This is a genomic window from Streptomyces sp. NPDC001410, from assembly GCF_042895235.1.
Classification (GTDB): Bacteria; Actinomycetota; Actinomycetes; order Streptomycetales; family Streptomycetaceae; genus Streptomyces.
In genome coordinates this window covers 143,541-168,369 of the sequence record NZ_JBIAWE010000015.1, presented here as the reverse complement: position 1 = coordinate 168,369, position 24,829 = coordinate 143,541, and the positions used below count along the sequence as shown (strand labels likewise).

General features: G+C 70.3%; 23 protein-coding genes. 19 read left to right on the top strand and 4 right to left on the bottom strand.

Annotated elements, in window-relative coordinates; genetic code table 11:
* The first annotated feature begins 235 nt into the window (after positions 1-235).
* Positions 236-2,305, top strand: coding sequence for a SpoIIE family protein phosphatase (locus tag ACFY3C_RS30730; RefSeq protein ID WP_390773077.1), 2,070 nt, complete (start codon positions 236-238; stop codon positions 2,303-2,305).
* A 321-nt stretch (positions 2,306-2,626) separates the two neighbouring features.
* Here the strand turns inward: ACFY3C_RS30730 and ACFY3C_RS30725 are convergent, their stop codons facing one another.
* A complete protein-coding gene (locus ACFY3C_RS30725) occupies positions 2,627-3,079 on the bottom strand; it encodes a nuclear transport factor 2 family protein (RefSeq protein ID WP_390773076.1) in 453 nt (150 codons plus the stop codon).
* 214 nt (positions 3,080-3,293) lie between these two features.
* Here ACFY3C_RS30725 and ACFY3C_RS30720 point away from each other — a divergent pair, with 214 nt between their 5' ends.
* Both ACFY3C_RS30720 and ACFY3C_RS30715 read left to right on the top strand, forming a co-directional pair.
* Positions 3,294-4,847, top strand: a complete 1,554-nt coding sequence (locus ACFY3C_RS30720; protein ID WP_390773075.1) for a class I adenylate-forming enzyme family protein — start codon at positions 3,294-3,296, stop codon at positions 4,845-4,847.
* The gene (locus ACFY3C_RS30715) at positions 4,834-5,724 is read left to right on the top strand and encodes an MBL fold metallo-hydrolase (RefSeq protein ID WP_390773074.1); all 891 of its coding nucleotides are present in this window, start codon (positions 4,834-4,836) and stop codon (positions 5,722-5,724) included. Before ACFY3C_RS30720 ends, ACFY3C_RS30715 begins: the two co-directional genes overlap by 14 nt.
* A 22-nt stretch (positions 5,725-5,746) precedes the next feature.
* Here the strand turns inward: ACFY3C_RS30715 and ACFY3C_RS30710 are convergent, their stop codons facing one another.
* Complete coding sequence (locus ACFY3C_RS30710) at positions 5,747-6,250, bottom strand: MarR family winged helix-turn-helix transcriptional regulator (protein WP_386575361.1); 504 nt, start codon at positions 6,248-6,250, stop codon at positions 5,747-5,749.
* Positions 6,251-6,429: 179 nt separating this feature from the next.
* Here ACFY3C_RS30710 and ACFY3C_RS30705 point away from each other — a divergent pair, with 179 nt between their 5' ends.
* The 14 genes from ACFY3C_RS30705 (at position 6,430) to ACFY3C_RS30640 (ending at position 19,738) form a co-directional block, all read left to right on the top strand.
* Positions 6,430-7,896: an MFS transporter gene (locus tag ACFY3C_RS30705; RefSeq protein ID WP_386575362.1), complete on the top strand. Its 1,467-nt coding sequence runs from the start codon at positions 6,430-6,432 to the stop codon at positions 7,894-7,896.
* Positions 7,897-8,013: 117 nt separating this feature from the next.
* Entirely contained in the window at positions 8,014-8,313 is a 300-nt protein-coding gene (locus tag ACFY3C_RS30700; protein ID WP_390773073.1) for an antibiotic biosynthesis monooxygenase family protein, read from the top strand.
* A gap of 1 nt (position 8,314) precedes the next feature.
* Positions 8,315-9,241, top strand: a complete 927-nt coding sequence (locus ACFY3C_RS30695; RefSeq protein ID WP_390773072.1) for an MBL fold metallo-hydrolase — start codon at positions 8,315-8,317, stop codon at positions 9,239-9,241.
* Positions 9,242-9,303: 62 nt separating this feature from the next.
* A complete protein-coding gene (locus ACFY3C_RS30690) occupies positions 9,304-10,002 on the top strand; it encodes a TetR/AcrR family transcriptional regulator (RefSeq protein WP_390773071.1) in 699 nt (232 codons plus the stop codon).
* Positions 9,999-10,463, top strand: coding sequence for a hypothetical protein (locus tag ACFY3C_RS30685; protein WP_390773070.1), 465 nt, complete (start codon positions 9,999-10,001; stop codon positions 10,461-10,463). Before ACFY3C_RS30690 ends, ACFY3C_RS30685 begins: the two co-directional genes overlap by 4 nt.
* 280 nt (positions 10,464-10,743) lie before the next feature.
* Positions 10,744-12,078, top strand: a complete 1,335-nt coding sequence (locus tag ACFY3C_RS30680; RefSeq protein WP_390773069.1) for a beta-ketoacyl-[acyl-carrier-protein] synthase family protein — start codon at positions 10,744-10,746, stop codon at positions 12,076-12,078.
* On the top strand, positions 12,075-13,298 hold the full coding sequence (locus tag ACFY3C_RS30675; protein WP_390773068.1) for a ketosynthase chain-length factor: 1,224 nt from the start codon (positions 12,075-12,077) through the stop codon (positions 13,296-13,298). Before ACFY3C_RS30680 ends, ACFY3C_RS30675 begins: the two co-directional genes overlap by 4 nt.
* Before the next feature lie 53 nt (positions 13,299-13,351).
* Entirely contained in the window at positions 13,352-13,624 is a 273-nt protein-coding gene (locus ACFY3C_RS30670) for an acyl carrier protein (protein ID WP_386575374.1), read from the top strand.
* A 94-nt stretch (positions 13,625-13,718) separates the two neighbouring features.
* Positions 13,719-14,504 carry an SDR family NAD(P)-dependent oxidoreductase gene (locus tag ACFY3C_RS30665; protein WP_390773067.1) on the top strand — a complete coding sequence of 262 codons (786 nt, stop codon included), beginning with the start codon at positions 13,719-13,721 and terminating at the stop codon, positions 14,502-14,504.
* Between the two features lie 46 nt (positions 14,505-14,550).
* A complete protein-coding gene (locus ACFY3C_RS30660; RefSeq protein WP_390773066.1) occupies positions 14,551-15,510 on the top strand; it encodes an aromatase/cyclase in 960 nt (319 codons plus the stop codon).
* 9 nt (positions 15,511-15,519) lie between these two features.
* Positions 15,520-16,215 (top strand): 4'-phosphopantetheinyl transferase family protein, encoded by a 696-nt coding sequence (locus ACFY3C_RS30655; protein WP_390773065.1) that lies wholly within the window; start codon positions 15,520-15,522, stop codon positions 16,213-16,215.
* Positions 16,202-17,770 (top strand): acyl-CoA carboxylase subunit beta, encoded by a 1,569-nt coding sequence (locus ACFY3C_RS30650; RefSeq protein WP_390773064.1) that lies wholly within the window; start codon positions 16,202-16,204, stop codon positions 17,768-17,770. The genes ACFY3C_RS30655 and ACFY3C_RS30650 overlap by 14 nt, the downstream gene beginning before the upstream one ends.
* The gene (locus ACFY3C_RS30645; protein WP_390773063.1) at positions 17,767-18,000 is read left to right on the top strand and encodes an acyl-CoA carboxylase subunit epsilon; all 234 of its coding nucleotides are present in this window, start codon (positions 17,767-17,769) and stop codon (positions 17,998-18,000) included. The genes ACFY3C_RS30650 and ACFY3C_RS30645 overlap by 4 nt, the downstream gene beginning before the upstream one ends.
* A complete protein-coding gene (locus tag ACFY3C_RS30640) occupies positions 17,993-19,738 on the top strand; it encodes an acetyl/propionyl/methylcrotonyl-CoA carboxylase subunit alpha (protein WP_390773062.1) in 1,746 nt (581 codons plus the stop codon). Before ACFY3C_RS30645 ends, ACFY3C_RS30640 begins: the two co-directional genes overlap by 8 nt.
* Positions 19,739-19,824: 86 nt before the next feature.
* Here ACFY3C_RS30640 and ACFY3C_RS30635 read toward each other — a convergent pair whose 3' ends face one another.
* Positions 19,825-20,649 (bottom strand): BTAD domain-containing putative transcriptional regulator, encoded by an 825-nt coding sequence (locus ACFY3C_RS30635; protein WP_386575382.1) that lies wholly within the window; start codon positions 20,647-20,649, stop codon positions 19,825-19,827.
* Between the two features lie 347 nt (positions 20,650-20,996).
* On the opposite strand from ACFY3C_RS30635, the gene ACFY3C_RS30630 reads away from it, so the two are divergent.
* Positions 20,997-21,755: a hypothetical protein gene (locus ACFY3C_RS30630; protein ID WP_390773061.1), complete on the top strand. Its 759-nt coding sequence runs from the start codon at positions 20,997-20,999 to the stop codon at positions 21,753-21,755.
* Positions 21,756-21,837: 82 nt separating this feature from the next.
* On the opposite strand, the gene ACFY3C_RS30625 is transcribed toward ACFY3C_RS30630, so the two are convergent.
* A complete protein-coding gene (locus ACFY3C_RS30625; protein WP_390773060.1) occupies positions 21,838-22,461 on the bottom strand; it encodes a TetR/AcrR family transcriptional regulator in 624 nt (207 codons plus the stop codon).
* A gap of 221 nt (positions 22,462-22,682) precedes the next feature.
* Here ACFY3C_RS30625 and ACFY3C_RS30620 point away from each other — a divergent pair, with 221 nt between their 5' ends.
* Positions 22,683-24,827 (top strand): MMPL family transporter, encoded by a 2,145-nt coding sequence (locus ACFY3C_RS30620; protein ID WP_390773059.1) that lies wholly within the window; start codon positions 22,683-22,685, stop codon positions 24,825-24,827.
* The last annotated feature ends 2 nt before the right edge of the window (positions 24,828-24,829 follow it).

Here is a 24,829-nt window from a genome sequence, read left to right as displayed (position 1 = left end):
CGTGCTCCCTAGCATCCCGTGCCGCACGACGGACGACAACCGCACGCGCCATCGCCACCGCCACGGTCCACCGACATCCCCACCAGGTGCGTGACCAGCAGCGACGATCCTGGGTATCCGCACCAACAGCAGCCACGAGGTGTGCGCTGCCTCGGTCTGGGTCGACCATGGACGAAGGCAGAACGCCCGCCGGTACGGCACGAGCCAAGGCGCCGAGCCGGGAGGAACATGAGGCATGGGCACGACGGACTCTTCCAGAGCAGGCGACGGCTGGTCAGCGGCCGACCGCGCCGCGCCGCCCAGTGGCCTGCTCGATCTGCTCAGCGTCGCGGCCGTGGTGCTGAACGCGAAGGGCCAGGTGGTCTTCTGGAGCCCGAAGGCCGAGGAGCTGTTCGGCTACACCGCGGCGGAGGCGCTGGGCCGCAACGCGGCCGGGCTGACGGTCCACGAGGAGCACCAGGACGAGGTGATCAAGCTGTTCGCCGAGGTCATGGAGTCCGGCACCGACTGGGCCGGGGCCTTCCCGATCCGGCACAAGGACGGCAGCACCCGCCTGGTGGAGTTCCGCAACATGCGGCTGCTGGACGACCTCGGTGACGTCTACGCCCTGGGCCTCGCCGCGGACCAGGCGACCGTCGAGCGGGTCGAGCGCGATGCCGCACTGGCCGTGCGTCTGGTGTCCCAGTCCCCGGTCGGGCTGGCCATTCTGGACCCGGACCTGCGCTACCTGGCCGTGAATCCCGCTCTCGAACGCATCACCGGCCAGTCCGCCTCCGAGCGTCTCGGCCGGCGGGCCGGCGAGGTCCTGGCCTTCCTGGACACGGACCCCGAGGCACGGCTGCGCCGGGTCCTGGAGACGGGCGAGTCGGTCGTGGACCGGGACATCGTCTGTCGTCCCCCAGGCGACCCCGACCACGAGCATGCCTGGTCCGTCTCGTACTACCGGCTGGAGGACTCCGGTGGACGGGTGCTGGGCCTGGCCTACTCCGTCATCGACGTCACCGAGCGTTACCAGGCCGCTATCGAGGCGGCACAGGCCCGGCAGCGGCTGGCACTGATCGCCACGGCTTCCGCCTCCGTGGGTACCACCCTCGATCTGGACACGACAGCGCGCGAGCTTGCCGACGTCGTCGTACCGGTCCTGGCCGATGTGGCAGCCGTGGACGTACTCGACAGTGCCCTGGACGGCCGAACCGCGCCACACGAGGGTCCGGCCCTCTTCCGCGCCCTGGCCGTCAGGGCGGCCCACTCCACCGAGGCGGTCCCGGCGGCCGACCCTCCGGGAGAACTCGCCTCCTACGCCGGCGACCGCCTGATCACCCAGTGCGTGCGCACCCGTCAACCGGTTCTGGTGCCCCACACCACCCGGCAGGATCTGGCGCGCATCGCCCGAGACGGCGAGGCCGCCGCCCTCCTCGCGGAGGCCGGCGTGCACTCCTACCTGGCGGTACCGCTTCTGGCCCGGGGCGAAGTACTCGGCGCTCTCGACCTCAAGCGCACCCGGAACCCCGCACCCTTCGACGACGACGACGCGTTCCTCGCCCGGGAGCTGGCCGCCCGAGCCGCGGTCTGCATCGACAACGCGCGCGGATACCAGGCCCAGCGCCATGCGGCCCTCACCCTCCAGCGCAGCCTGCTTCCCGAGCCTCCGACGCACCTGCCCGGCCTGGAGGTCGCCTGCCGCTACCAGCCCGGCGGCGCCATGAGCGAGGTCGGCGGCGACTGGTACGACGCCATACCCTGCCAGGGCGACAGAACCGCCCTGGTCGTCGGGGACGTCATGGGCAGCGGCATCAACGCCGCCGCCACCATGGGTCAACTCCGCAGTGCCGCCCGCGCCTTCGCCGAGGTCGCCCTCGCCCCCGCCGAGGCCCTCCGTCACCTCGATCACCTGACCGAAGGTGTCGAGCAGACCATCACCACCTGCATCTACTGCGTCTACGACCCGCACCGGGGCCAGTGCGAGATCTGCCTCGCCGGTCACCTGCCCCCGGCCCTGATGCGGCTCGGCCACGCGGCACAGCTGCTGGACCTTCCCACCGGCGCACCGCTGGGCGTCGGCGGAGTGCCCTTCGAGGCCACCACCATCGCCTTCCGCCCCGGCGACGAACTGGCCCTCTACACCGACGGCCTGGTCGAGACCCGAAGCGAACCCATCGACGCCCGCCTGAACACCCTCCTCGACGCACTCACCGCGACACGCGGCCAGGACCTGGAGGACACCTGCGACCGCATCCTGGAGATTCTGCGCTCGCCCGGCGGCGAGGACGACGTCGCGCTGCTCGTCGCCCGAGCCCAGCCCTGAGCAAGGAGAGCATCGGCGCGACGGCTCCCCGGCCGCGGCGCTTCGCCGCGGCCGGGGAGGGAGCCCACACGGTGCGGAAGGACGCCGAGCCGAATCAGTCGATTCCGCGCACGATGTGCGCGTCCTCGGGATCCTCCTCGTATCCGGCCAGCCTGACGGGAACACAGAGGGACCACGTCTCGAACCTGCTCGGCTGCTCGGCCATGGCGGGCCGACTCCGGCCTCCGTCGTCGGGCTCTTCGGGACATCGCCCTTTCGGTGCCATGCGGTCGCTCCTCCCTCGCCATGACGTGTTTCGAAGCACCGGACGCTCTCGACCGGTTACAGGTCGTCGCGGCTGACCTGGCGCCGGACCACCTGCCAGCCGCCGTCCACCCGGGTGAGGACGTCCTCGCACAGAGTGCTGCAGTAGATGGTCGGCTTCTGGCCACGCCGGGTCTCCAGCACCATGACGTACGAGCGGGTGTGGACCCGTTCGCCGTCTCTGTCCGGTGCGTGGTCTGCGGCCAGTGTCGTCATGACATGCCGGCGGACGATCCCGGCCTCGGCCTGCGCGGCGAAGGCCCGGTCGCAGTGCTCGGCGATGGCGGTCCGGCCCGTGAGGGGCTCGGGGAAGGCGTTGGTGGCGAAGACACCGTCCTCCGTGAAGCTGCCCGCCCAGGCCGACACGTCGAGGTCGTCCGTCGACTGCATCTGGCGGGCGTAGAAGTGCTGGAGGTCCTGATACACCTCCGCGCTGACCGGTACGGGTACCACTGCCGCCGCCTGGACCATGAGACGCCTCCTCGGGGATCGATCGTGAACTGCTGCGAGCACCGGCAGGTTGGGCATCTTGACTCAAGGGCCGCTGTAGACCCGGTCAAGGAGGCGACGGTGCGGTCTTGACCCGATCTACAGCGGCCCTTGAGCCCGTCTCAAGAAGGTCGACGGCCGTACGGCACCGCCTGCGCGGGCCGCCGGGTAAACCACTGCCGGAAACGAGGACGAGATGACCCGAACCGAGACGGCACCCCTGACCACCGAGACTTCGCCGGAGCCCCCCGCCCTCCCGCTGCGGTGGGCGGACGGCCCGGTCGACGCGCTGCTCGCGGACGCGGCACGTGCCCACCCGGAGCGGGTGGCGATCCGCAGCGGTGCTGCGGAGATCTCCTACGCCGAGCTGGACGCGGCCGCGACGGGCTGGGCCCGGACGCTGCACGGGATGTTCGACGAGCCGCCGGGGACGGTGGCGGTCGCCCAGGCCCTCGATCCGGCGTTCCCCGCCGTGTACTACGGGATCCTGCGGGCGGGCGGTACGGCCGCCGTCGTCAATCCGTGGCTTCCGGCGCCTGTCCTGGCGCACGTACTGAGGCTGTCGAAGGCCCGTCTGGCGGTCGTTCCGCCCGAGGTACGGGACCGGCTGCTGCCGTTGCTGGACACTCTTCCGGACCTGCGGCGTGTGCTGGTCCTCGGCGAGGACCCGGCGGACGGCGGTGGTGACGGCGACCGGCACCCGGCAGCCACGGCCGAGGAGGACCGGGCCGTGATCCTGTTCACCAGTGGATCCACGGGTGTGCCCAAGGCAGTCCGGCTGAGCCATCGCAACATCAAGGTGAATGCCGCTCAGATGGCCGCGGCGCACCGTGTCGACTCCTCGTCGACGGTCCTGCTCCACCTCCCGATCTACCACCCGATGCACATGAACACCGCGGTCTCCGTGGCGGCGACGCAGGTCCTGTGCACGAGTCAGCGCCCGGCCGACGCGATCGAGCTGGCCAACCGCACCGGCGCGACGCACTACTACACCTTCCCGGTGCGCCTGTTGGAGCTCGCGGCCGACCCCGGGCTGCCGGATCTGCACCTGGACACGGTCACGCTGATGGCATCCGGCGGCACAGCCGTTCCCCCGCGCGTGGTGCGCGCCCTGGCGGACACCTTCGGTCTCCCGCTGCTCCAGGGATACGGCATGTGCGAGACCTCGTCACTGGCGTCCTCGGACGATCCGGACGCGCCCCGGGCCGGTTCCGTGGGACTGGCGCTCAACGGCAGCCGGATACGGATCGTCGACCCCGAGTCCGGGAAGGTCCTGTCGGCTCACGACATCGGAGAGATCCAGATCCATGGTCCGCACGTGATGCAGGGATATCTGGGCCACTCCGGTCCCTCTCCGGTGGACGAGGACGGCTGGCTCTCCACCGGAGACATGGGGCATCTGGACGAGGACGGCTACCTCTTCATGTTCGACCGGGTCAAGGATGCCTTCCGGTGCGGCGGCGAGCTGGTGTCGCCTACCGCGGTGGAACGCAGGCTGGACGCCCACCCGGCGGTCCGGGACTGCGCGGTCGTCGCAGGGCCCGATCCGGCGCTCGGTACGTCCGCTGTGGCCTTCGTCGTGTTCCACGACGGTGCCGAGGCCGGCATCGACACGGTCCTGGCGGCCGTCAACGCGGAACTGACGGAAGGCCAGCGCATTCGCCGGGCCGAGGTCGTCGTGGCCATTCCGCGGCTCGCCACCGGCAAGGTGGCCCGGGACGAACTCAGGGGACGTCTTGCCGGCGCCTGAGTCGCGGGGGCCGGCGGGGCGGGCCTGGGAGATCCGCGGGAACTGCATCAACTGCGACGTGGCCCGCCAGTTGGCGCCGGAAACGGTGGTCGAGGCCGACGCCCGTTCCGTACTGGCCCGCCAGCCGGCCGACGCGGCGGAAGAGCTGGCCCTGGCGAGGGCGGCGGTCGCATGCCCGGTGCGGGCGATCCGGCGCGGCCCGGGGCATGTCCCGCCAGCTCCCTTCCCGATGCGCCTCGACCGCGAGGTGTACCTCTGCGGACACAACTCGGCCCGGACGTTCGGGGCCAACGCCTACCTGGTGCGCCGCCCGGAGGGCAATCTGCTGGTGGACACGCCGCGTTGGACGTCGGCGGTCGCCGCCTCGTACGAGGAGCTGGGCGGCATCGCACACATCCTGCTCACACACCGCGACCACACCGCCCACGCACAGCGGTTCGCGAAGCACTTCGGCGCCCGGGTGTGGATCCACGAGGCCGATCAGGACGCCGCGCCGCACGCCGACAGGGTGCTGCGGGGCAGGGAGCCGGTCGACGTGCTCCCGGGGGTGACCGCGCGACCCGTGCCCGGCCACACCCGAGGAAGCGTGGTGTACGTGGTGGACGAGCGGTACTGCTTCACCGGCGACACCCTCTACTGGTCGCGGACCGCGCAGGACCTGGAGGTGTTTGAGACGGTGGTCTGGTACTCGCGTCCGGAGCTGATGGGCTCGCTGCTGCGCCTGGCCGAGGAGGCACGCTTCACCTGGGTGCTGCCCGGCCACGGCGACCGATGCCATCGGCCGGCCGAGGAGCTGCACGAACGGCTGGTTCGTCTGGTCGCGCGCATGCGGGAAAGGCCGCCACAGCCGCTCGACATCGGCGCGGTCGAGTGGTGAGCGGCCCGGAGCCCGGCCGGGCTCAGTCCTTCGCCCGCCACTGAGGGTTGAACCCGCGAATGACGTCGTCGAGCATCCCCTGAAGGTTCTCCAGCTCGTCCCGGCTCAGACTGGCGAGGGCCTGCCGGATGTTGTGCAGTTGCAGCGGCAGTGCCTTGGCCAGGACGGCCCTGCCGTGCGGCGTGAGTGCCGCGTAGACCGCTCGTTTGTCGTCCATGGGTGTCTCCCGGGTGACGAGCCCGGCGAGTTCCATGCGGTCGACGAGTTTGGTCACGCTCGCCTTGGAGACGACCAGGTCGCGGCTGAGCTGGAGCAGACGCATCCGTTCGCCCTCCGCGTTGCTGAGCCGCCCCAGCACCTCGAACCAGGCGAGGGAGATGCCGTGTTCCTGGGCCAGCGAGCGGTCCAGGGCCTTGGAGACATGGCCGTAGGTGTGCGCCAGGGAGATCCATGCCCGGAACTCCGGCCCGTCGATCCCGGTCTCGGCGGGGGTCGTATCGGGCGTGACACCCGCTTCAGTTGACATGCTAACTCTCTCCTGCCTACCCTGAGGGTGTCGCGGTTTCCAGGTTAACTGTTTCATGTCCAACCGCATTTGTCACGCCCGGTGCGGCGCCCATTTCGAGAGTGCGCATGCCGCGAGAACGGCACTTTCACACACCGCACACCAATCCGCAGTCCATTCGAAATCCAAAGGAGTCGGAGATGGACAGCACCATCTCTCCGGATGCGTCCGAGGCCACCACCGGCCATTTCGGCCGCACCATGACCGTGACCGCCATCGCCACCTTCATGGTGTCCCTCGACCAGCTCGTCGTCACCACCGCGCTGACGAAGATCCGAGAGCATCTGCACACCGGCCTCGAAGGGCTTGAGTGGACGGTCAACGCCTACACCCTCACCTTCGCCGTCTTCCTGCTCACCGCCTCCGCCCTGGCCGAGCGCTTCGGACGACGCCGGCTCTTCGTCGCGGGCCTCACCCTGTTCACCGGGGCGTCGGCGATGGCCGCACTCGCACCGGGGATCGGCGTGCTCATCGCGGCCCGCGCGATCCAGGGCCTCGGCTCGGCCATCGTGCTGCCGCTCACCCTGACCCTGCTCTCCGCCGCGGTCCCGCCGAGCAAGCGAGGAGCCGCTCTCGGCGTGTGGGGCGGAGTGGGCGGACTGGGCGTCGCCCTGGGCCCGGTGGTCGGCGGCTTCATCACCGAGAGCGCCTCGTGGCAGTGGATCTTCTGGCTGAACGTGCCGATCGGCGTGGTGCTTCTCGCCCTCTCCGCGACCTGGCTGACGGAGAGCTTCGGACCGGCGGCCAAGCTCGACCTGGTGGGTACCGTGCTGGCCTGCCTCGGTCTGCTCGGTGTCGTGGTGTCGATCATCCGGGGTGACGCCGAGGGCTGGACCAGCGCGCAGACCCTGGGCGCGGGCATCGGCGGCCTCGTGGTGATGGCGGCGTTCGTCGCGTGGGAACTGCGGACGCCGCAGCCGATGCTGCCGATGCGGCTCTTCTCCGGGCGTGCCTTCACCACGGTGAACCTGCTGTCCCTGTTCATGTTCTTCGGGATGTTCGGCTCGATCTTCCTGATCACCCAGTACCTGCAGACGGCGCTCGGCTACTCGCCGTTCGCCGCGGGGCTGCGCTTCCTCGCGTGGACCGGTGTGGTGCTCATCGCGGCCCCGCTGGGCGGCGGCCTGTCCGACAAGATCGGCGGCAAGCCGATCATCGTGGCCGGCCTGGCCCTGCAGAGCGTGGGCCTGCTCTGGCTCGCCCTGTCCATCACGACCGGCAGCTCGTTCCTGTCCCTGGTGCCCGCCTTCCTCTGCAACGGCTTCGGCATGGGCCTGTACTTCGGGCCGGCCGGCAACGTCGTCATGGGCTCGGTGCGCCGCGAGGAGGAGGGCATCGCCTCCGGTGCCAACAACGCGATCCGCGAGCTGGGCGGCGTGTTCGGGGTGGCCGTGCTCGCGGCGGTGTTCGCCGGCCACGGCGGCTACGACAGCCGGGAGCACTACGTGCACGGCATGCATGTGGCCCTGTGGGTCGGCTTCACGTTCGTCGCCCTGGGCACTGTCACCGCCCTGCTGATGCCCCGTCAGGGCCGTGCGACCGTAGTGGAGTCCGAGCCGGTCACCGCCCCGCACGAGGCGCGGTCCGCGGTCGCCGTCGGCGAGTAGCGCACCCGCCCGCTGTGCCGGCCCGGGTCCGACGACTTCCCCCGCCGTCGGGCCCGGGCCCTTCTTCGGGCCGAGCCCGCGCACAGCATCCCCAAGCTCCAGGAAAGGAGTATTCACGTGATAGTCCTCGTGAACGTATTTCACGTGCACGGTTCTCCCGCCGAGTTCGAGCGTGAATTCGCGAACGTCTCCGAATGCATGAGCACCCAGCCCGGATTCCTGCACCACAGGCTGCTCCGTGCGCAGGACGCCGACACCTCCTATGTGAACGTCGCGGAGTGGCAGGACGAGCAGTCGCTGCGCGACGCCCTGGCCCGCCCCGAGGTCATCGAACGCCTGCGTCCCCTGGCGGCGTTCGCGACCGCCAGGCCGACGGTCTGCCGCCCCGTGCTCGATCGTTCGTCCCTGGGAGTATGAGATGTCAGTCGTCCACACCGGTCCGGTGGCCCCGGCGCATGAGGTGAGGGAGATCGAGGAGGGCGTCTACGCCTACCTCCAGCCGGACGGTGGCTGGTGCCTGAACAACGCCGGCATCGTGCTGGCCGGCGCAGGGCCGGTCCTCGTGGACACCGCGGCCACCGAGGCGCGGGCCCGTCAACTGCGAGACGTGGTCGACGACCTCGGCTCGGCCCCGGTGGACCTGCTCGTGAACACCCACAGCCACGGCGACCACACCTTCGGCAACCACCTCTTCGAGCAGGCCACCGTGGTCGCGCACCGGAGAGCCGCTGCCGAGATGGCCGAACACGGACTGGCCCTGACGACCTTGTGGCCCGACGTGCGGTGGGGACGTGTGGAGGCAGGCGCTCCCGACGTCGTCTTCGACGCGCGTATGACCCTGCCGACGTCCGGAGTCCGGATCGAGCTGATGCACTTCGGACCGGGACACACGGCGGGCGACGCGGTCGTCTGGCTTCCCGGCCCACGCGTGCTGTTCACCGGCGACCTGGTCTTCTCGGGCGCCACACCGTTCACGCTCATGGGATCCGTGGCGGGATCCCTGCGGGTGCTCGACCGGCTGCGGGCCCTGGAGCCGCAGGTGGTGGTGCCGGGGCACGGACCGGTCGGCGGCCCCGAACTGCTGGACGCGGACGCCGAGTACCTGCGGTGGGTGCGCGACGTGGCGCGCCAGGGCATCGCGGAGGGGCTGGAGCCCCTGGCGCTCGCCCGGGCCACGGACCTGGGGCCGTACGCCCGACTGGCCGACAGTGAACGCCTGGTGGGCAACCTGTACCGGGCGTACGCGGAGGAGCACGGCGCCGAGCCGGCCGCACCGCTCGATGTCCCGGCCGTGTTCGGGGAGATGGTCGACTACTGCGGGGCCCATCCGCACTGTGCCGCGTGACCGCTGCCGGCCCGCCGCACGACCGTTCCCGGCACCGACGACGAAGCCCAAGGAGCCGCCTTGTGCCCGCAAGTCCAGCATCCACCCCGGCACCACGTGGCCGCCGCCGGGAGGCCGAACGCAACGACCGACGTCTGCTCGTCGCCGCGCACGAAGCCCTGTCCGAGGTCGGCTGGACCGTCTCCGTGACGGAGATCGCCAGACGGGCCGGAATCGGCATGGGCAGCTTCTACCGCCGGTACCCGGGGAAGGTGCAACTGGCCCAGCATGTCCGGGTCGTCTGCATGGAGCAGCTCACCGAGGCCGCCCGTGCGGCGGCCGAAGAGCGGGACGGCTGGCAGGCGCTGGTCCGTTTCATGTGCGAGGCCGTCACCGCACCGGCCAGCAGCCTGTTGCCACTGATCGGTGGCGTCCTGCCCGGAACCCCGGCGGTCGACGAGGCGTCGGAGCGGCTGCACACCGCGATCGACGCGCTCCTGGAACGCCCCCGGTCCGAAGGAGTGCTGCGGCAGGATGTCGGCGCGGCCGATCTCGTACTGCTTCTGGTGCACCTCAGGACGCGGATCCCCGGACTGCCCGAGCGCATCGGTCAACTGCGGCTGCGTTACCTCCACATGACCTTGGAGGGGATGCGGTGCGGATCCGCCACGGAACGGGCGGCACTGCCGCAGCCGAGCCCCGACTGGCAGGAACTGCATCGGCTGTGGGACAAGCAGCCGGCCGGGCAGGCACTCCCGGACGAGGAGAGTGACGAGGGATGACCTGTCTCACTGCCACGCGCGGAGCCACCGCCGCTCTGGTGCTGGCGCAGACGCTGGCCGTGCTGTACACGACCGGCTTCGTCTGGACGCTGCAGCTGATGGACTACCCCATGGTGGCCAGGCTCCGGGAAGGCGCATCGGAGTCGTACATGGCTGCCCACAACCAGATGTTCTGGCGGGTCCTCGCTCCTGGCCTGCTGGTGGCCGGCGTGACGTCGGTGCTGCTCGTGGTGGCCAGGGGCCCGGCGGTCCCGCTCTGGGCGGCGCTGCTGTGCGTGGCGCTGCTGGTCCTGATCATGGTGCTCTCGGGCGCCGTGGCCACGCCCGACCGGGTCGCTCTCGCACAGCACTTCTCGGCGTCCGTCCATGCGCATCTGCTCCGCGTGAGCTGGGTGCGTACAGCGGCCTTCAGCGCGTGGAGCGGCCTGGACGCCTGGCTGGTGTGGCGACTCATTCGCTGACCGAAATCGAACCACCCAGACCCCTGTGGCCTGCGACGCGGATCATTCCGTCGCAGGCCACAGGCTTGTGTGCGGGGATTTCTGTGAGCGTTGGCCAGCGGTGCCGAGGCGGTTCTTGGCTCGTTTTTGAGTGGACTTTGAGGCTGCGTCGAGAGCGTGGCCTCAGCCGGTGCGGCCTTCCCGCCGACGGCAGCTCCACGATCTGTGTCCCTGTGCGCTCCGGCGGCCGGCAGTCCGGCCGCGATGCGAGGGGACGGACTTTTACGGAAAGGCAGCTGATATGTCAGCGACGGACCCTGCCGCGGCCCAGCCCCGCGCAGTGGAGCCGGGACGCGCCCCCACAGCTCCTCGCCGGGTGGTCATCACCGGCATCGGCGTGGTGGCACCCGGCGGCACGGGCACCAAGGCGTTCTGGGACCTCATCACGTCGGGGCGCACCGCCACCGGACGCATCTCCTTCTTCGACCCCTCGCCGTACCGCTCGCAGATCGCGGCCGAGTGCGACTTCGACCCTGCCCTCCACGGGCTGACTCCCCGTGAGATCCGGCGCATGGACCGGGCGACCCAGTTCGCGGTCGTCGGCGCCGGCGAGGCCGTGCGCGACAGCGGCCTCGACTTCCAGGCCCCCGATCCGGCCCGCATCGGGGTCACCATCGGCAGCGCGGTCGGCGCGACCATGGGCTTGGAGGAGGAGTACGTCGTCCTCAGCGACAGCGGGCGCAAGTGGCTCGTCGACCCCGAGTACGGGGTGCCGCACCTGTACGGGCACTTCGTGCCCAGCAGTATCGCCTCCGAGGTCGCGTGGTCCGTGGGTGCCGAGGGTCCGGCGGCCGTCGTCTCGGCCGGCTGCACGTCCGGCCTCGACTCGGTCGGATACGCCCGCGAGCTGATCGCCGAGGGCAGTGCGGACATCATGGTCGCCGGTGCCACCGACGCCCCGATCTCGCCGATCGCGGTCGCCTGCTTCGACGCCATCAAGGCGACCTCGCCCCGCAACGACGACGCGGAGCACGCCTCACGGCCGTTCGACAAGAGCCGCAACGGCTTCGTCCTGGGCGAGGGCGCGGCGGTGTTCGTCCTGGAGGAGTACGAGCACGCCCGGCGGCGCGGCGCACACATCTACGCCGAGATCGCGGGCTTCGCGTCCCGCTGCAACGCCTTCCACATGACCGGACTGCGCCCGGACGGCCGGGAGATGGCGGTAGCCATCGAGACCGCGCTGGCCGAGGCCCGGATGAACCCGCAGGACGTGCAGTACATCAACGCGCACGGCTCCGGGACCAAGCAGAACGACCGTCACGAGACAGCCGCGTTCAAGCGCAGCCTGGGCCGGCACGCGTACGACGTGCCGGTCAGCTCCATCAAGTCGATGATCGGCCACTCCCTCGGGGCGATCGGCTCCATCGAGATCGCCGCCTGCGCGCTGACGATCGAGCACGGGGTGGTCCCGCCCACCGCGAACCTGAACACCCCGGACCCGGAGTGCGACCTCGACTACGTACCCCACACCGCCCGCGAACAGCGGGTGGACACGGCACTCACCGTCGGCAGCGGATTCGGCGGATTCCAGAGCGCCATGGTGCTGACCCGCCCCACGGAGAGGAAGACGGCATGACCGAGTCCGCAGTGGTGACAGGCATCGGTGTGGTCGCGCCGAACGGCCTGGGCACCGAGGCGTTCTGGAACGCGACGCAGAAGGGCATCACCGGCATCGACCGGATCAGCCGCTACGACCCCAGCTCCTATCCGACCCGGCTGGCCGGCGAGGTCACGGACTTCGAGGCCGGGGAGCATCTGGCGAGCCGGCTGCTGCCGCAGACCGACCGGATGACACAGATGGCCCTCGTGGCCTCGGACTGGGCGCTGGCCGACGCGGACCTGGACCCCGCGTCGGTGCCGGAGTTCGACATGGGCGTGGTGACCGCCAGTGCCTCCGGCGGCTTCGAGTTCGCCCAGAACGAGCTGCAGAAGCTGTGGAGCAAGGGCCCCGAGTACGTCAGCGCGTATCAGTCGTTCGCGTGGTTCTACGCCGTCAACACGGGCCAGATCTCCATCCGCCACGGGATGCGCGGTCCCAGTGGCGTGCTGGTCACCGACCAGGCCGGTGGCCTGGACGCGCTCGGCCACGCACGGCGGCACATCCGCAAGGGAACCGGCGTGGTGATCTCCGGCGGGGTGGACGCCTCGCTGTCGCCGTGGGGTCTGGTCTCCCAGCTGACCACCGGACGGCTGAGCCCCACCGCCGACCCCGAGCGCGCCTACGCGCCGTTCGACGCCTCCGCGGACGGGTATCTGCCCGGCGAGGGCGGCGCGATCCTGGTCCTCGAGCGCGAGTCCGGCGCGCGGGAGCGGGGCGCCCGTGTCTATGGCACCATCGCCGGCTACGGCGCGACGTTCGACCCGGGGCCCGGCTCCGGCCGTGAACCGGGACTGCGCCGTGCCATCGAGACGGCCCTCGCCGACGCCCGGGTGGCCCCGGCGGACATCGATGTCGTCTTCGCGGACGCGGCCGGGGTACGCGATCTGGACCGGGCGGAGGCGGCGGCGCTGAGCGCGGTCTTCGGCCCGAACACGGTCCCGGTCACCGCCCCGAAGACGATGACCGGCCGCCTCTACTCGGGCGCGGCGTCGCTGGACACGGCGACGGCCCTGCTCGCCATGCGTGACGGCGTCGTCCCGCCGACCCTGCGCGTCACCGACCAGGCGGCGGACTGCGCGATCGACCTGGTCCGGGACGCGGCACGCGAGATGACGGTGAACCACGCGCTGGTGGTCGCCCGTGGCCACGGCGGATTCAACGCGGCCATGGTGCTGCGCGCCCCCGAAGCCGACTGACACACCGATTCCCTGACCTGACCCATCGAACCTGCGAAACGAGGACACCACCCATGACCGCACGTGAACTGACCATCGACGACCTCACCCGCATCCTGCGCGAGAGCGCCGGCGAGGACGAGGGCGTCGATCTCGACGGGGACATCCTGGACATCCTGTTCGCGGACCTCGGCTACGACTCCCTGGCCCTGCTGGAGGCCTCCAGCAGGATCGAGCGCGAGTTCGGCGTCAAGCTCTCCGACGACGCGGTGAGCGAGGCGGAGACCCCGCGTCTGCTGCTCGCCGCCGCCAACGACGCGGTCGAGTCGCCCGCTCGGGCCGCATGAGCCCAGGGCCTGCCGCGGCACTGCGGCAGGCCCTCGCTCCATCCCCCGCCCCGCCCGCCACGAACCTCATCGACGCGAGAAAAGAGAGCACAGCATGGCCAACGAAACAGCCCCTGCGGTCATCGTCACCGGTGGCACCAGCGGAATCGGACTCGCGGTCACGGAGGGTCTGGCCGCCGCCGGCGCCAGGGTCTTCCTCTGCGCCCGCAGCGCGGAAGATCTGGGCGTCACCATAAAAGACCTGCGTGAACGGGGCCTTGAGGTGGACGGCAGGACCTGTGACGTCCGCTCCCGGGACGAGGTGCGCACCTTTGTCGAGGCGGCGGTGCAGCGCTACGGCACCATCGACGCCCTCGTCAACAACGCGGGCCGCAGCGGCGGTGGCGTCACCGCCGACCTCGACGACGACACCTGGTACGACGTCATGGACACCAATCTCAACAGCGTCTTCCTCATGACGCGCGAGGTGCTCACCACGGGCGGCATGCGCGACAAGGAGCGTGGGCGCATCGTCAACATCGCCTCGACCGGCGGCAAGCAGGGTGTCGTCCTCGGAGCGCCGTACTCGGCGTCCAAGCACGGCGTCATCGGATTCACCAAGGCGCTGGGCCTCGAACTCGCCAAGTCCGGGATCACGGTGAACGCGGTCTGCCCCGGCTATGTCGAGACACCCATGGCACAGCAGGTGCGGGCCAACTACGCGCGTATCTGGGACACCGAGGAGCAGGCGGTCCTGGAGCGGTTCGAGACCAAGATCCCGCTGGGCCGGTACTCCACCCCGCAGGAGGTGGCCGGCCTGGTCGGCTATCTGCTCTCGGATCTCGCGGCCTCGATCACGGCCCAGGCCCTCAACGTGTGCGGCGGGCTCGGCAACTACTGATGCGAACCGACGCGTACTCACACCGGACGACAGGGAGCACTGTGCGATGACCGACGTACGGCACACCATCACGACCGCCGCCGCACCGCAGACCGTCTACACCCTTCTCGCCGATGCCACGCTGTGGCCCGTGTACTTCTCTCCGACCCTCCACGTGGAACAGCTGGAGCGGCCGGAAGGGAACAGCGGGACCGAGCGCATCCGCATCTGGGCACTCGCGGGCGACACGGTCAAGACCTGGACCTCCCGGCGTGACCTGGATCCCGAGGGGCTGCGCATCAGCTTCCGGCAGGAGGTCTCCCAGCCGCCGGTCGGCTCGATGTCCGGCGTGTGGACGCTCAGGGCGCTCCCGGACGGCGGCACCGAGATCATGCTCGACCACAGCTACCGGGCGGTCGAGGACGATCCGGCCGCCCTGGCCTGGATCGCCGAGGTGACGGACCGCAACAGCCGTGCCGAACTGGCGAACCTGAAGGCGCTCGCCGAGGGGGCCGTCACGCAGGTGGAGCGCCAACTGACCTTCGAGGACACCATCATGGTCGAGGGCGGCCGGGCGGACGACGCGTACGCCTTCCTCTACGAGGCGGCACGGTGGCCGGACCGGCTGCCCCATGTGTCCCGGATGGACCTCGTGGAGGACGAACCGGGTGTCCAGGTCATGGAGATGGACACCGTGACGGCGGCCGGCGACCGGCACACGACCAAGTCCGTACGGGTCTGCTTCGCCGGCGAACGCATCGCCTACAAGCAGACGGTGGTGCCGCCGCTGCTGTCCGCCCACACCGGTGAGTGGCGGGTGGTGTCCGTCGACGGCGGCATCACCATCACGTCGCAGCACACGGTGGTGATCAACGCTGACGCGGTGGCGGGCGTCCTCGGCGACACCGCGACGGTGGCCGACGCCCTGGAGTTCGCTCGTACGGCGCTCACCGGCAACAGCCGGATCACCCTGGAGCACGCCCGGGCGTATGCCCTGGGCGACCCGGCCCTCGCCCTGGGAGGCTGAACGAACCGCATGGAGCCCGCCGTCGCCGTCCGATGGGCGCATGCGGGGGCGGACCCACGCTCCCGGGCCAGAGATCTGCTGAGGAGCGTCGCCGCGGAGGTCTGCGCCGCCCGGTCGGCCGATGTCGTGATCGGCCGGGCGGCGACCGGCCGGCCGGAGCTGTCCGGGGCCGCCACCGGACTGTGTGCCAGCGTGAGCCACACCCGGGGAGTCGTCGCGGTCGCGATCAGCAGGCCGTACGCGGAGCTGTCCGGCGTCGGAGTGGACGTGGAGGCGATACGCCCGCTCGACGCGGTCACGCTCGCCGAGCGCTGGTTCACCCCCGGCGAAGCGTCGTGGGTCCGGGCCCTGCCGTCCGCACTGCGCACGGTCGGTCTGCTGCACCTGTGGACGCGCAAGGAGTCGGCGGGGAAGGCGGTCGGTCGTGGACTCGCGGGTGGTGGGCTGCGCAGGCCGGTGGGAAGTCCGCCACCGGGTACGTTCCCCCGTACGTCCCGGCGGTTGACCCCGTTGCCGGGTGCCGGCGAACTCGCGGGCACCGTCCTGCCGGGCCCGCCCGGCTATGTGCTGTCCTGCGCCGCCCGTGGCCCCGACGCCAGGACCGCGACCGCCGATGTCACGCGAGCGGGGCAGACACGATCCGCCCCCGATCCCCACCGTCAACGCGCGCTGCGCAGAAAGGGCGAAAACGATGCGAACTGCTGACGAGACTCTCTGCCACCAACGGCTTGCCGAGCTGCGCGAGGTCAAGGAGGCGGTCCGGGAGGGCCCGGATCCGGCCGCCACGGAACGCCAGCACGCCAAGGGCAAACTCACTGCTTACGAGCGTATCGAACTCCTGCTGGACAAGGGCTCGTTCACCGAGATCGAGGCGCTCCGCCGGCATCGCGCCACCGGGTTCGGCCTGGAACAGCGGCGCCCCCACACGGACGGGGTGGTGACCGGCTGGGGCACGGTGCACGGCCGCACGGTCTTCGTCTACGCACACGACTTCCGGATCTTCGGCGGCGCCCTGGGCGAGGCCCACGCCACGAAGATCCACAAGATCATGGACATGGCCATCGCGGCTGGTGCGCCGCTGGTCTCCCTGAACGACGGGGCGGGCGCCCGTATCCAGGAAGGCGTCAGCGCCCTCGCCGGCTACGGTGGCATCTTCCAGCGCAACACCAGGGCGTCGGGCGTGATCCCGCAGATCTCGGTGATGCTCGGCCCGTGCGCGGGCGGCGCCGCCTACAGCCCGGCGCTGACCGACTTCGTCTTCATGGTCCGCGACACGTCCCAGATGTTCATCACCGGACCCGACGTGGTCCGCGCGGTCACGGGCGAGGAGATCAGCCAGAACGGACTGGGCGGCGCCGATGTGCACGCGGCCACCTCCGGCGTGGCGCACGCCGCGTACGACGACGAGGAGTCCTGCCTGGAGGATGTGCGCTTCCTGCTGTCGCTCCTGCCCGCCAACAACCGCGAACTCCCGCCTGCCGAGGCATGCGCGGATCCGGCCGACCGGCGCACCGACGCCCTGCTGGACCTGGTGCCGCAGGACCCGAACCGTGCCTACGACATGCGTGCGGTGATCGAGGAGATCGTCGACGACGGCGAGTTCTTCGAGGTGCACTCCGCGTGGTCCACCAACCTCCTCTGTGTGCTTGCCCGGCTCGACGGCCAGGTGGTCGGCATCGTCGCCAATCAGCCGTCGTCGCTCGCCGGCGTACTGGACATCGGAGCATCGGAGAAGGGCGCCCGCTTCATCCAGCTGTGCGACGCGTTCAACATCCCCCTGGTCTCGCTGGTCGACGTGCCCGGGTTCCTGCCCGGTGTGGGCCAGGAGCACGGTGGCGTCATCCGGCACGGCGCGAAGCTGCTGTACGCGTACTGCAACGCCACGGTCCCGCGCGTCCAGCTGATCCTGCGCAAGGCGTACGGCGGCGCGTACATCGTCATGGACTCCCGGTCCATCGGGGCCGACATCTCGTTGGCATGGCCGTCGAACGAGATCGCGGTGATGGGCGCGGAGGGCGCGGCGAACGTGATCTTCCGTCGGGAGATCGCGACGGCCTCCGACCCGGAGGCGGTGCGGCAGCAGAAGATCAAGGAGTACCGGACGGAGCTGATGCACCCCTATTACGCGGCGGAACGAGGGCTGGTGGACGACGTCATCCACCCGGGCGACACCCGGTCGTCCCTGATCCGCTCCCTCGCGATGCTGCGCAGCAAGCACGCCGACCTGCCGTCGCGCAAGCACGGCAACCCTCCGCTGTGACGCCGGGCGGCCCGGACCGCGTCCGGGTGCTCCGCGGGAATCCGAGCACCGAGGATCTCGCCGTGCTCGCGGTCGTGTTGCGTGCGGTGACGGGGCGCCTGGCCGCGGCACCGGACCATCCCGGCGCCCCGAGGGCCGGCTGGGACGACACACAGCCGAGTCCGTGCCGGTCAGCGGGCTCGTGGAGAGCCGCATCACAAGGATGGGGGAGGGGGAACCGTCATGCGTAAGGTGCTCATCGCCAATCGCGGCGAGATCGCTGTGCGCGTCGCCCGTGCGTGCCGGGATGCCGGAATCGCCAGTGCGGCGGTGTACGCGGATCCGGACCGGGACGCGTTGCACGTCCGTATGGCCGACGAGGCATACGCGTTGGGGGGAGACACCCCGGCGGCGAGTTATCTGGACATGGCCAAGGTCTTGGCGGCCGTCGCGGAGTCGGGGGCCGACGCGGTCCACCCGGGCTACGGCTTCCTGTCGGAGAACGCGGACTTCGCGCAGGCCGTGCTGGATGCGGGGGTGACGTGGATCGGCCCGCCGCCGCAGGCGATCCGGGCCCTGGGGGACAAGGTCGCCGCCCGGCACATCGCGCAGCGGGCCGGCGCGCCGCTGGTGGCGGGCACGGCGGATCCGGTGTCCGGGCCGGACGAGGTGGTGGCCTTCGCGAAGGAGCACGGGCTGCCGATCGCCATCAAGGCCGCCTTCGGCGGGGGCGGCCGGGGCCTGAAGGTGGCCCGCACACTGGAGGAAGTGCCCGAGCTGTATGAGTCGGCGGTGCGTGAGGCGGTGGCCGCCTTCGGGCGGGGCGAGTGCTTCGTGGAGCGTTATCTGGACAGACCGCGTCATGTGGAGACGCAGTGCCTGGCCGATGCGTACGGCACTGTGGTGGTCGTCTCCACCCGGGACTGTTCGCTGCAGCGCCGTCACCAGAAGCTGGTGGAGGAGGCCCCCGCACCGTTCCTGACGGATGCGCAGAACGACCAGCTGTACGCCGCCTCGAAGGCCATCCTGCGCGAGGCCGGGTATGTGGGGGCGGGCACCGTGGAGTTCCTGGTCGGGGCGGACGGGACGATCTCCTTCCTGGAGGTCAACACCAGGCTGCAGGTGGAGCATCCGGTGACCGAGGAGGTCACCGGGATCGATCTGGTCCGGGAGATGTTCCGTATCGCCGACGGGGAGCCGCTCGGGTACGACGATCCGGCGGTGCGCGGACACGCCTTGGAGTTCCGGATCAACGGCGAGGACCCGGGCCGGGGTTTCCTGCCGGCGCCGGGGACCGTGACCCGGTTCGTCGCCCCGTCGGGCCCGGGGGTACGGCTGGACGCGGGGGTGGAGTCCGGGAGCGTGATCGGTCCGGCGTGGGACTCGCTGCTGGCGAAGTTGATCGTGACAGGGGCCGACCGTGAGCAGGCCCTGCAGCGGGCGGCCCGGGCCCTGGGGGAGTTGCGGGTGGAAGGGATGGCCACGGCGATTCCGTTCCATCGGGCGGTGGTGGCCGATGAGGCCTTCACCAGCAGTCCCTTCAGGGTGCACACGCGGTGGATCGAGACGGAGTTCGCGGGCGGGATCCCGGCGTTCGCCGACGCCGCGGTGGACGCCGAAGGAGAACCCACCCGCGAAACCGTCGTCGTTGAAGTCGCCGGGCGGAGGGTGGAGGTATCGCTTCCTGCCTCCCTGGGCGGGGCCGTGCCGTCCACCGCCGGTGCCGTCAAGCCCAGGCGGCGGACGGCGAAGACGGATCGCGCCGCTGCGTCGGGTGACTCGCTGACCTCACCGATGCAGGGCACTGTCGTCAAGGTCGCCGTCGAAGAGGGGCAACCGGTCGCCGAGGGCGACCTCATCGTCGTCATGGAGGCGATGAAGATGGAACAGCCCCTCAACGCTCATCGCTCCGGCACGGTGAAGAGCCTCACGGCCGAAGTCGGCGCCTCTCTCTCCTCAGGCGCACTCATCTGCGAGATAAAGAACTGAGCCGGTCAAGGTGGCGCACCGCGCGTGGATCACGCGGGGTGCGCCACCTCGACCGGCTTGGGCGGCCCCCCGACCACCCAGGACGGCTACGCCGCGGACTGACGATACGGATCCGTGCTCAGGCCCTCGGTCGGAAGCAACAGAGAGACGTCTCCGGAGAGAATTCGCTGGTGGATTTTGGTGACGTGCGGTGAAGGATCTATTCCCAGTTCTTCGCGCAGGTTTTTGTGGAGTTTCCGGAATGTTTCGAGCGCTTGCGCCGGTCGCCCTGCGCGGTACTGGCAGACCATGAGAAGCGAATGGGTGCGCTCGTGCAGCGGATTCTGAATTACCAGTCCCGATAGTTCACCAATCAACTGGTGATGACGGCCCAGGTGCAGATCGGCTTCGATCCGCTGCTCAATGGCGACCGTGCGGGATTCCTCCAGCGAGGTGCGGTGGGCCAGCAGTTGCGGCCCGATGCGGACGTCCGCCAGGGCGGGGCCGCGCCATGTCTGCAGGGCGCGCTGGAAGGACATCGCCGCTCGCTGGTAGTCGCCGTTCCCGAGCTCTCGGCGTCCCTGCTCGGTGTGCCGAGCGAAGGAATCGGCGTCATGAGCCCCCTCGGTCTGCGCTGACAGCTGATAGCCCCAGCCCGTGTAAGGCAGTACGTCCTGGGCCACCTGGTCGGTGCTGATCTGCAGAGTTGCGGCGAGCGAACGCCTCAGGAGCACGATGTAGGTCTGGATGACGGTCACTGCACTGGCCGGCGGATCGTGCTCCCACAATTCGTCCACGAGTACCTCCATCGGTACGACGTGGCCGGTGCGGGCGGCAAGCAGGGCAAGTAGTTGGCGAGGCTTCGGTGCGCTCGGCGCCGCTTCGCGCCCTTCCGATCCGACCGTGAGTGGTCCGAGTATTCCGATGTCCATTTTCCCCCTCGGCTGCACGCCTTGACTGCGCGCCGAAGGCGCGACACGTCGACATCGAAGATCCGGAGAGTCGGCAACGCTGACGCTCTCCCCCCTCAAGCGTATGGCTTGAACGATACGATAGTTAACCTGTCACCTGTCAAGGAGAATCGAACTGCTAGCGCTCCGTTTCTCTGCCCTCGGCGGCGCGCTGGACATTGCGTTTCTTTTACTAAAAGAATTCCTTTGTTCATCTGCTGTGGGTGGAACTGGGCGTCGAGTCGATCATGTCCTCACGTGGAGGGCAGGATTCGGGGCAGGAACGGCTGCATGGCTCCGGCGGAGCGGATGGGATGAGGCGACGCGGTATGAAGATCACGCTCGACGACGGCTGGACCGCGACAGTGACGGGCGAACCCCTGCGCGTCACCCCGGGCTTCGACTTCTCGAGCCCCGGTGTGCGCCTCGCGTCGTACGCCGGCCGGGAGGAACGCGAGCGCTTCCTCCTGGACACCTTCGGCAGCCAGGAGTGGCTGTGGGACACCCCGGACACGCTCGGGTTCGACCGGGCGAGCCGGGAGCTGGTCGGCGCCGAGTTCCGGCTGCCCTACGAGTCCGCCTCCGCCGAGGACTGCACTCGTATCCCCTCCGTGCCCCCCGTCCTCCCTGGCGGGCTCCGCGCGGACGAGGAGCGGAACTGCCGCCTGGAGGTGGCCTCGGTGCTGTGCCGTGCGCCCGGGGACGCCGTACTGACCTCACTGCGCGACCTCGACGTCCTCGACGAACCGCTGGAGGCCCGCATCGGCATCGCCCCGGACGTGGCGCTCCTGGTCCAGCACGGCACCGTCGTCGGCTGGAGCCTCACCGATCCCGCGCGCTATCTGACGACCCCTTACGCCGCCCCGGACCCCGCCCCGCCGTCCCCGGCCACTCGCCGGCTGCTCAGTGCCTGCCTGGACCTGATAACCGACCCGCTGCTGGAGAAAGTACAGGACCGCGAACCGGCCGCCCTGGCCCGGCTCCGGGAGATCCACCGGTCCCTGCGCGCCCAGCGCGAGGACCGGCACCGCGCCGACGCCCTGCTCTCGCTCATCGGCAATCTGATGGAGGACTACGGGGACCGGTGAAGTCCAGCCGGGGGGGATGAGGCGCGCCCTGCGCCGCGGGTCGTGGCGGCGGCCGCTATCTCCTCCGGCATTCCACGCGTCGTCACGGACGTTCGGGCGAGCCGATCTCGCGCAGCATCTCGAAGGCCCGCTGGAGGGGCGCCTGGCCCGTGTCCGTGATGCCGGACGCGCGGCGCGCCCGGCGGGTCCGAAGTACGGCGCGCACCGCGGAGAGGGCGGCGCAGGCGATCACGGCCGCCTTGAGGTCGGCGTCCGGGGTGTCCGGCGGGAGCCTGCGACGGACCAGGACGGTGAGCCGCTCCTCGAAGTCGGAGAAGGCCTGTACGAGGCGGGCCGTGACGACGACCTGGATGTCTTCGAGCGGGTGGCTGAGGGCGGTCAGGGTGGAGGTCGCGAACGGCTTGGCCGCCTCCAGCAGGGCGTTGCACACCGCGTCCAGGGGCTCCTCGTCCGCCGGACGCTCTGCCAGGGCGTTCTCGACGTAGGCGAAGATCTCGACGCCGTCCGGCAGCAGCAGTGCTTCCTTGCTGTCGAAGTAGCGGAAGAACGTGCGTGCGGAGACGTTCGCGTATGCGGCGATGTCCGCAACCGTCGTGGCCTCGAAGCCGCGTTCCCTGAACAGGCGCGCGGCCCCTTCGAGCAGCAGGCGCCGCGTCTCCTCCTTCTTGCGTTCACGCAGTCCAGCAGGGGTGATCTCACTCGGCATGGGTCGAAGCCTCCGCCATTGGTGTCGCGGCTGTCAATTGGCACGCGTGTCACGCGAGAGCTGTCGCAGACGCAAAGTGTCATGGATGCCAATTGTCATCCGTGCCACTTCTTCTCTAGAGTTCGTGTCACTCGTGACACTTTCCTTGGGAGACCACGGTGCCCCGACCCTCACAGCACCCCCCGGCGCCGGCCGACGCCCGCACCGAAACGCGTCCGCCGGTGAACCCCGCCCCGGTACCGGGCGGACTCGGCCGCCTCGGCGCCTTCTGCGCCCGGCATCCGGCCACGGTCATCGCCGCCTGGCTGCTGGTCCTCGTGGCCGCCCTGGTCGGGCGGCACCTCGCCGCGCCCACCTTCAGCGACCAGGTCAGCCTGCCCGGCACTGCCTCCCACGCCGGCACCGACCTCCTCGCCACCTCCCTGCCCCAAGCGGGCCGGCCCAGCGGCAAGGTCGTCTTCCACGCCGGCTCCGGCACCGTGGCCGACCAGCGGTCCGCCCTCGACCGAACCCTGGCCGACCTGCGCGACCTGCCCCATGTCACCGCTGCTTCCGCCCCCGTGACCAGCGACGACGGACGCACCGCTTACACCACCGTCTCCTTCGACGAGCAGCTGAAGAACCTCGGCCACGACTACACCGGGCGACTCGACACGGCGACGGAGCCCGCCCGGGCGGCAGGGCTGGGCGTCGCCTACGGCGGCGACCTCGAACAGGTGGTCCGGGAACCGGCCGACGACAAGCTGAGCGAGAGCGTGGGCGTCGTCACCGCCCTGGTCATCCTGCTGCTGGCCTTCGGCAGTGTCCTCGCCGCATTGCTGCCGCTGGCCACCGCCCTGATCAGCGTCGGAGTCGGCCTCGGTGTCGTGGGCATCGTCGCCGGCACGCTGTCGTTCGCGACCTCCGCCACGACCCTCGCCGGCATGATCGGCCTGGGCGTCGGCATCGACTACGCCCTGTTCCTGACGACGCGCTTCCGCCAGGACCTCATGGACGGACGTGATCCGGTCGAGGCCGCGGCCCGCACGGCGCACACCAGCGGACGCGCCGTTCTCATCGCCGCCCTGACCGTGACCGTCGCCATGCTGAGCCTGTACGCGTGCGGACTGAGCTTCATCGGCAAGATAGGGCTGGCCGCCACCCTCGCCGTGATCGTGACCGCCGCTGCCGCCCTCACCCTGGTCCCGGCAGCCCTGGGCCTGGTCGGCGGACACATCGACCGGCTCCGCCTGCGCCGCCGCCCCGTCGCCGAGAGCGGTGGAGCCCGCGACGGCCGGCACCGCTATGCGGAACTCGTCTCCCGGCGCCCGTGGACCTTCCTGGCCGTCGGCCTCGCCATCCTCGGCGTGTGCTCCGTACCCCTGCTGTCCATGCGCCTCGGCCACGTCGACGCCGGTGCGGACCGACCCGGCAGCAGCACCCGCACCGCGTACGACTGGATCGCGCACGCCGACGGCCAGGGCTTCGGAGCGGGGGCGAACGGCCCGGTCGTCACCGTGGTCGACGTGAGCCACGCGCGCACGCCCGTCGACCGGATCTCGAACGACGTGACCGCGGCGCTGAAGGACACCCACGGCGTGGCGTCCTTCACCCCCGTCAATCCGAGCGCCGACGGAAAGATCCTCGTCACCACCATCACCCCGACCACGGGCCCGCAGGACGCCGCGACCGGCGCCCTGCTCGACACCCTCTCCGGGCGCACCCTGCCGAAGGCCCTCGACGGCACGGGCGCCGCGGCCTATCTCACCGGCAGCGTGGCCGGCCAGGCCGACTTCCGTGACACGATCGGCGAACGGCTGCCGATCGTCATCGGCATCGTCCTGGTCCTCGCCTTCCTGTTGCTCATGACCGTCTTCCGCAGCGTGGTGATCCCCCTCAAGGCCGTCGTCCTCAATCTCTTCACGACGGCCGCGTCCTACGGCGTGCTCGTCGCCGTCTTCCAATGGGGCTGGGGCGACTCGCTGTTGGGACTGTCCGAACCCGTGCCCATCGAGTCGTACGTCCCGATGATGATGTTCGCGATCGTCTTCGGGCTGTCCATGGACTACGAGATCTTCCTGCTGTCCCGGATCGCCGAAGCCTGGCATCGAACCGGTGACAACCGGCTCGCCGTAGGGGAGGGACTGTCCGCGACGGCCCGCGTGATCTCCGCCGCGGCCTTCATCATGACCGCGGTGTTCCTGTCCTTCACCTCCTCGCCGACCGTGGTCGTGAAGATGCTCGCCCTGGGGCTGGCGATCAGCGTGATCGTCGACGCCACGGTGGTCCGCCTGGTCCTCGTGCCGTCCGCCATGTTCCTCATGGGCAGGGCGAACTGGTGGCTGCCCCGCCGACTCGACCGGGTCCTCCCACGCCTGCACGCCTGATC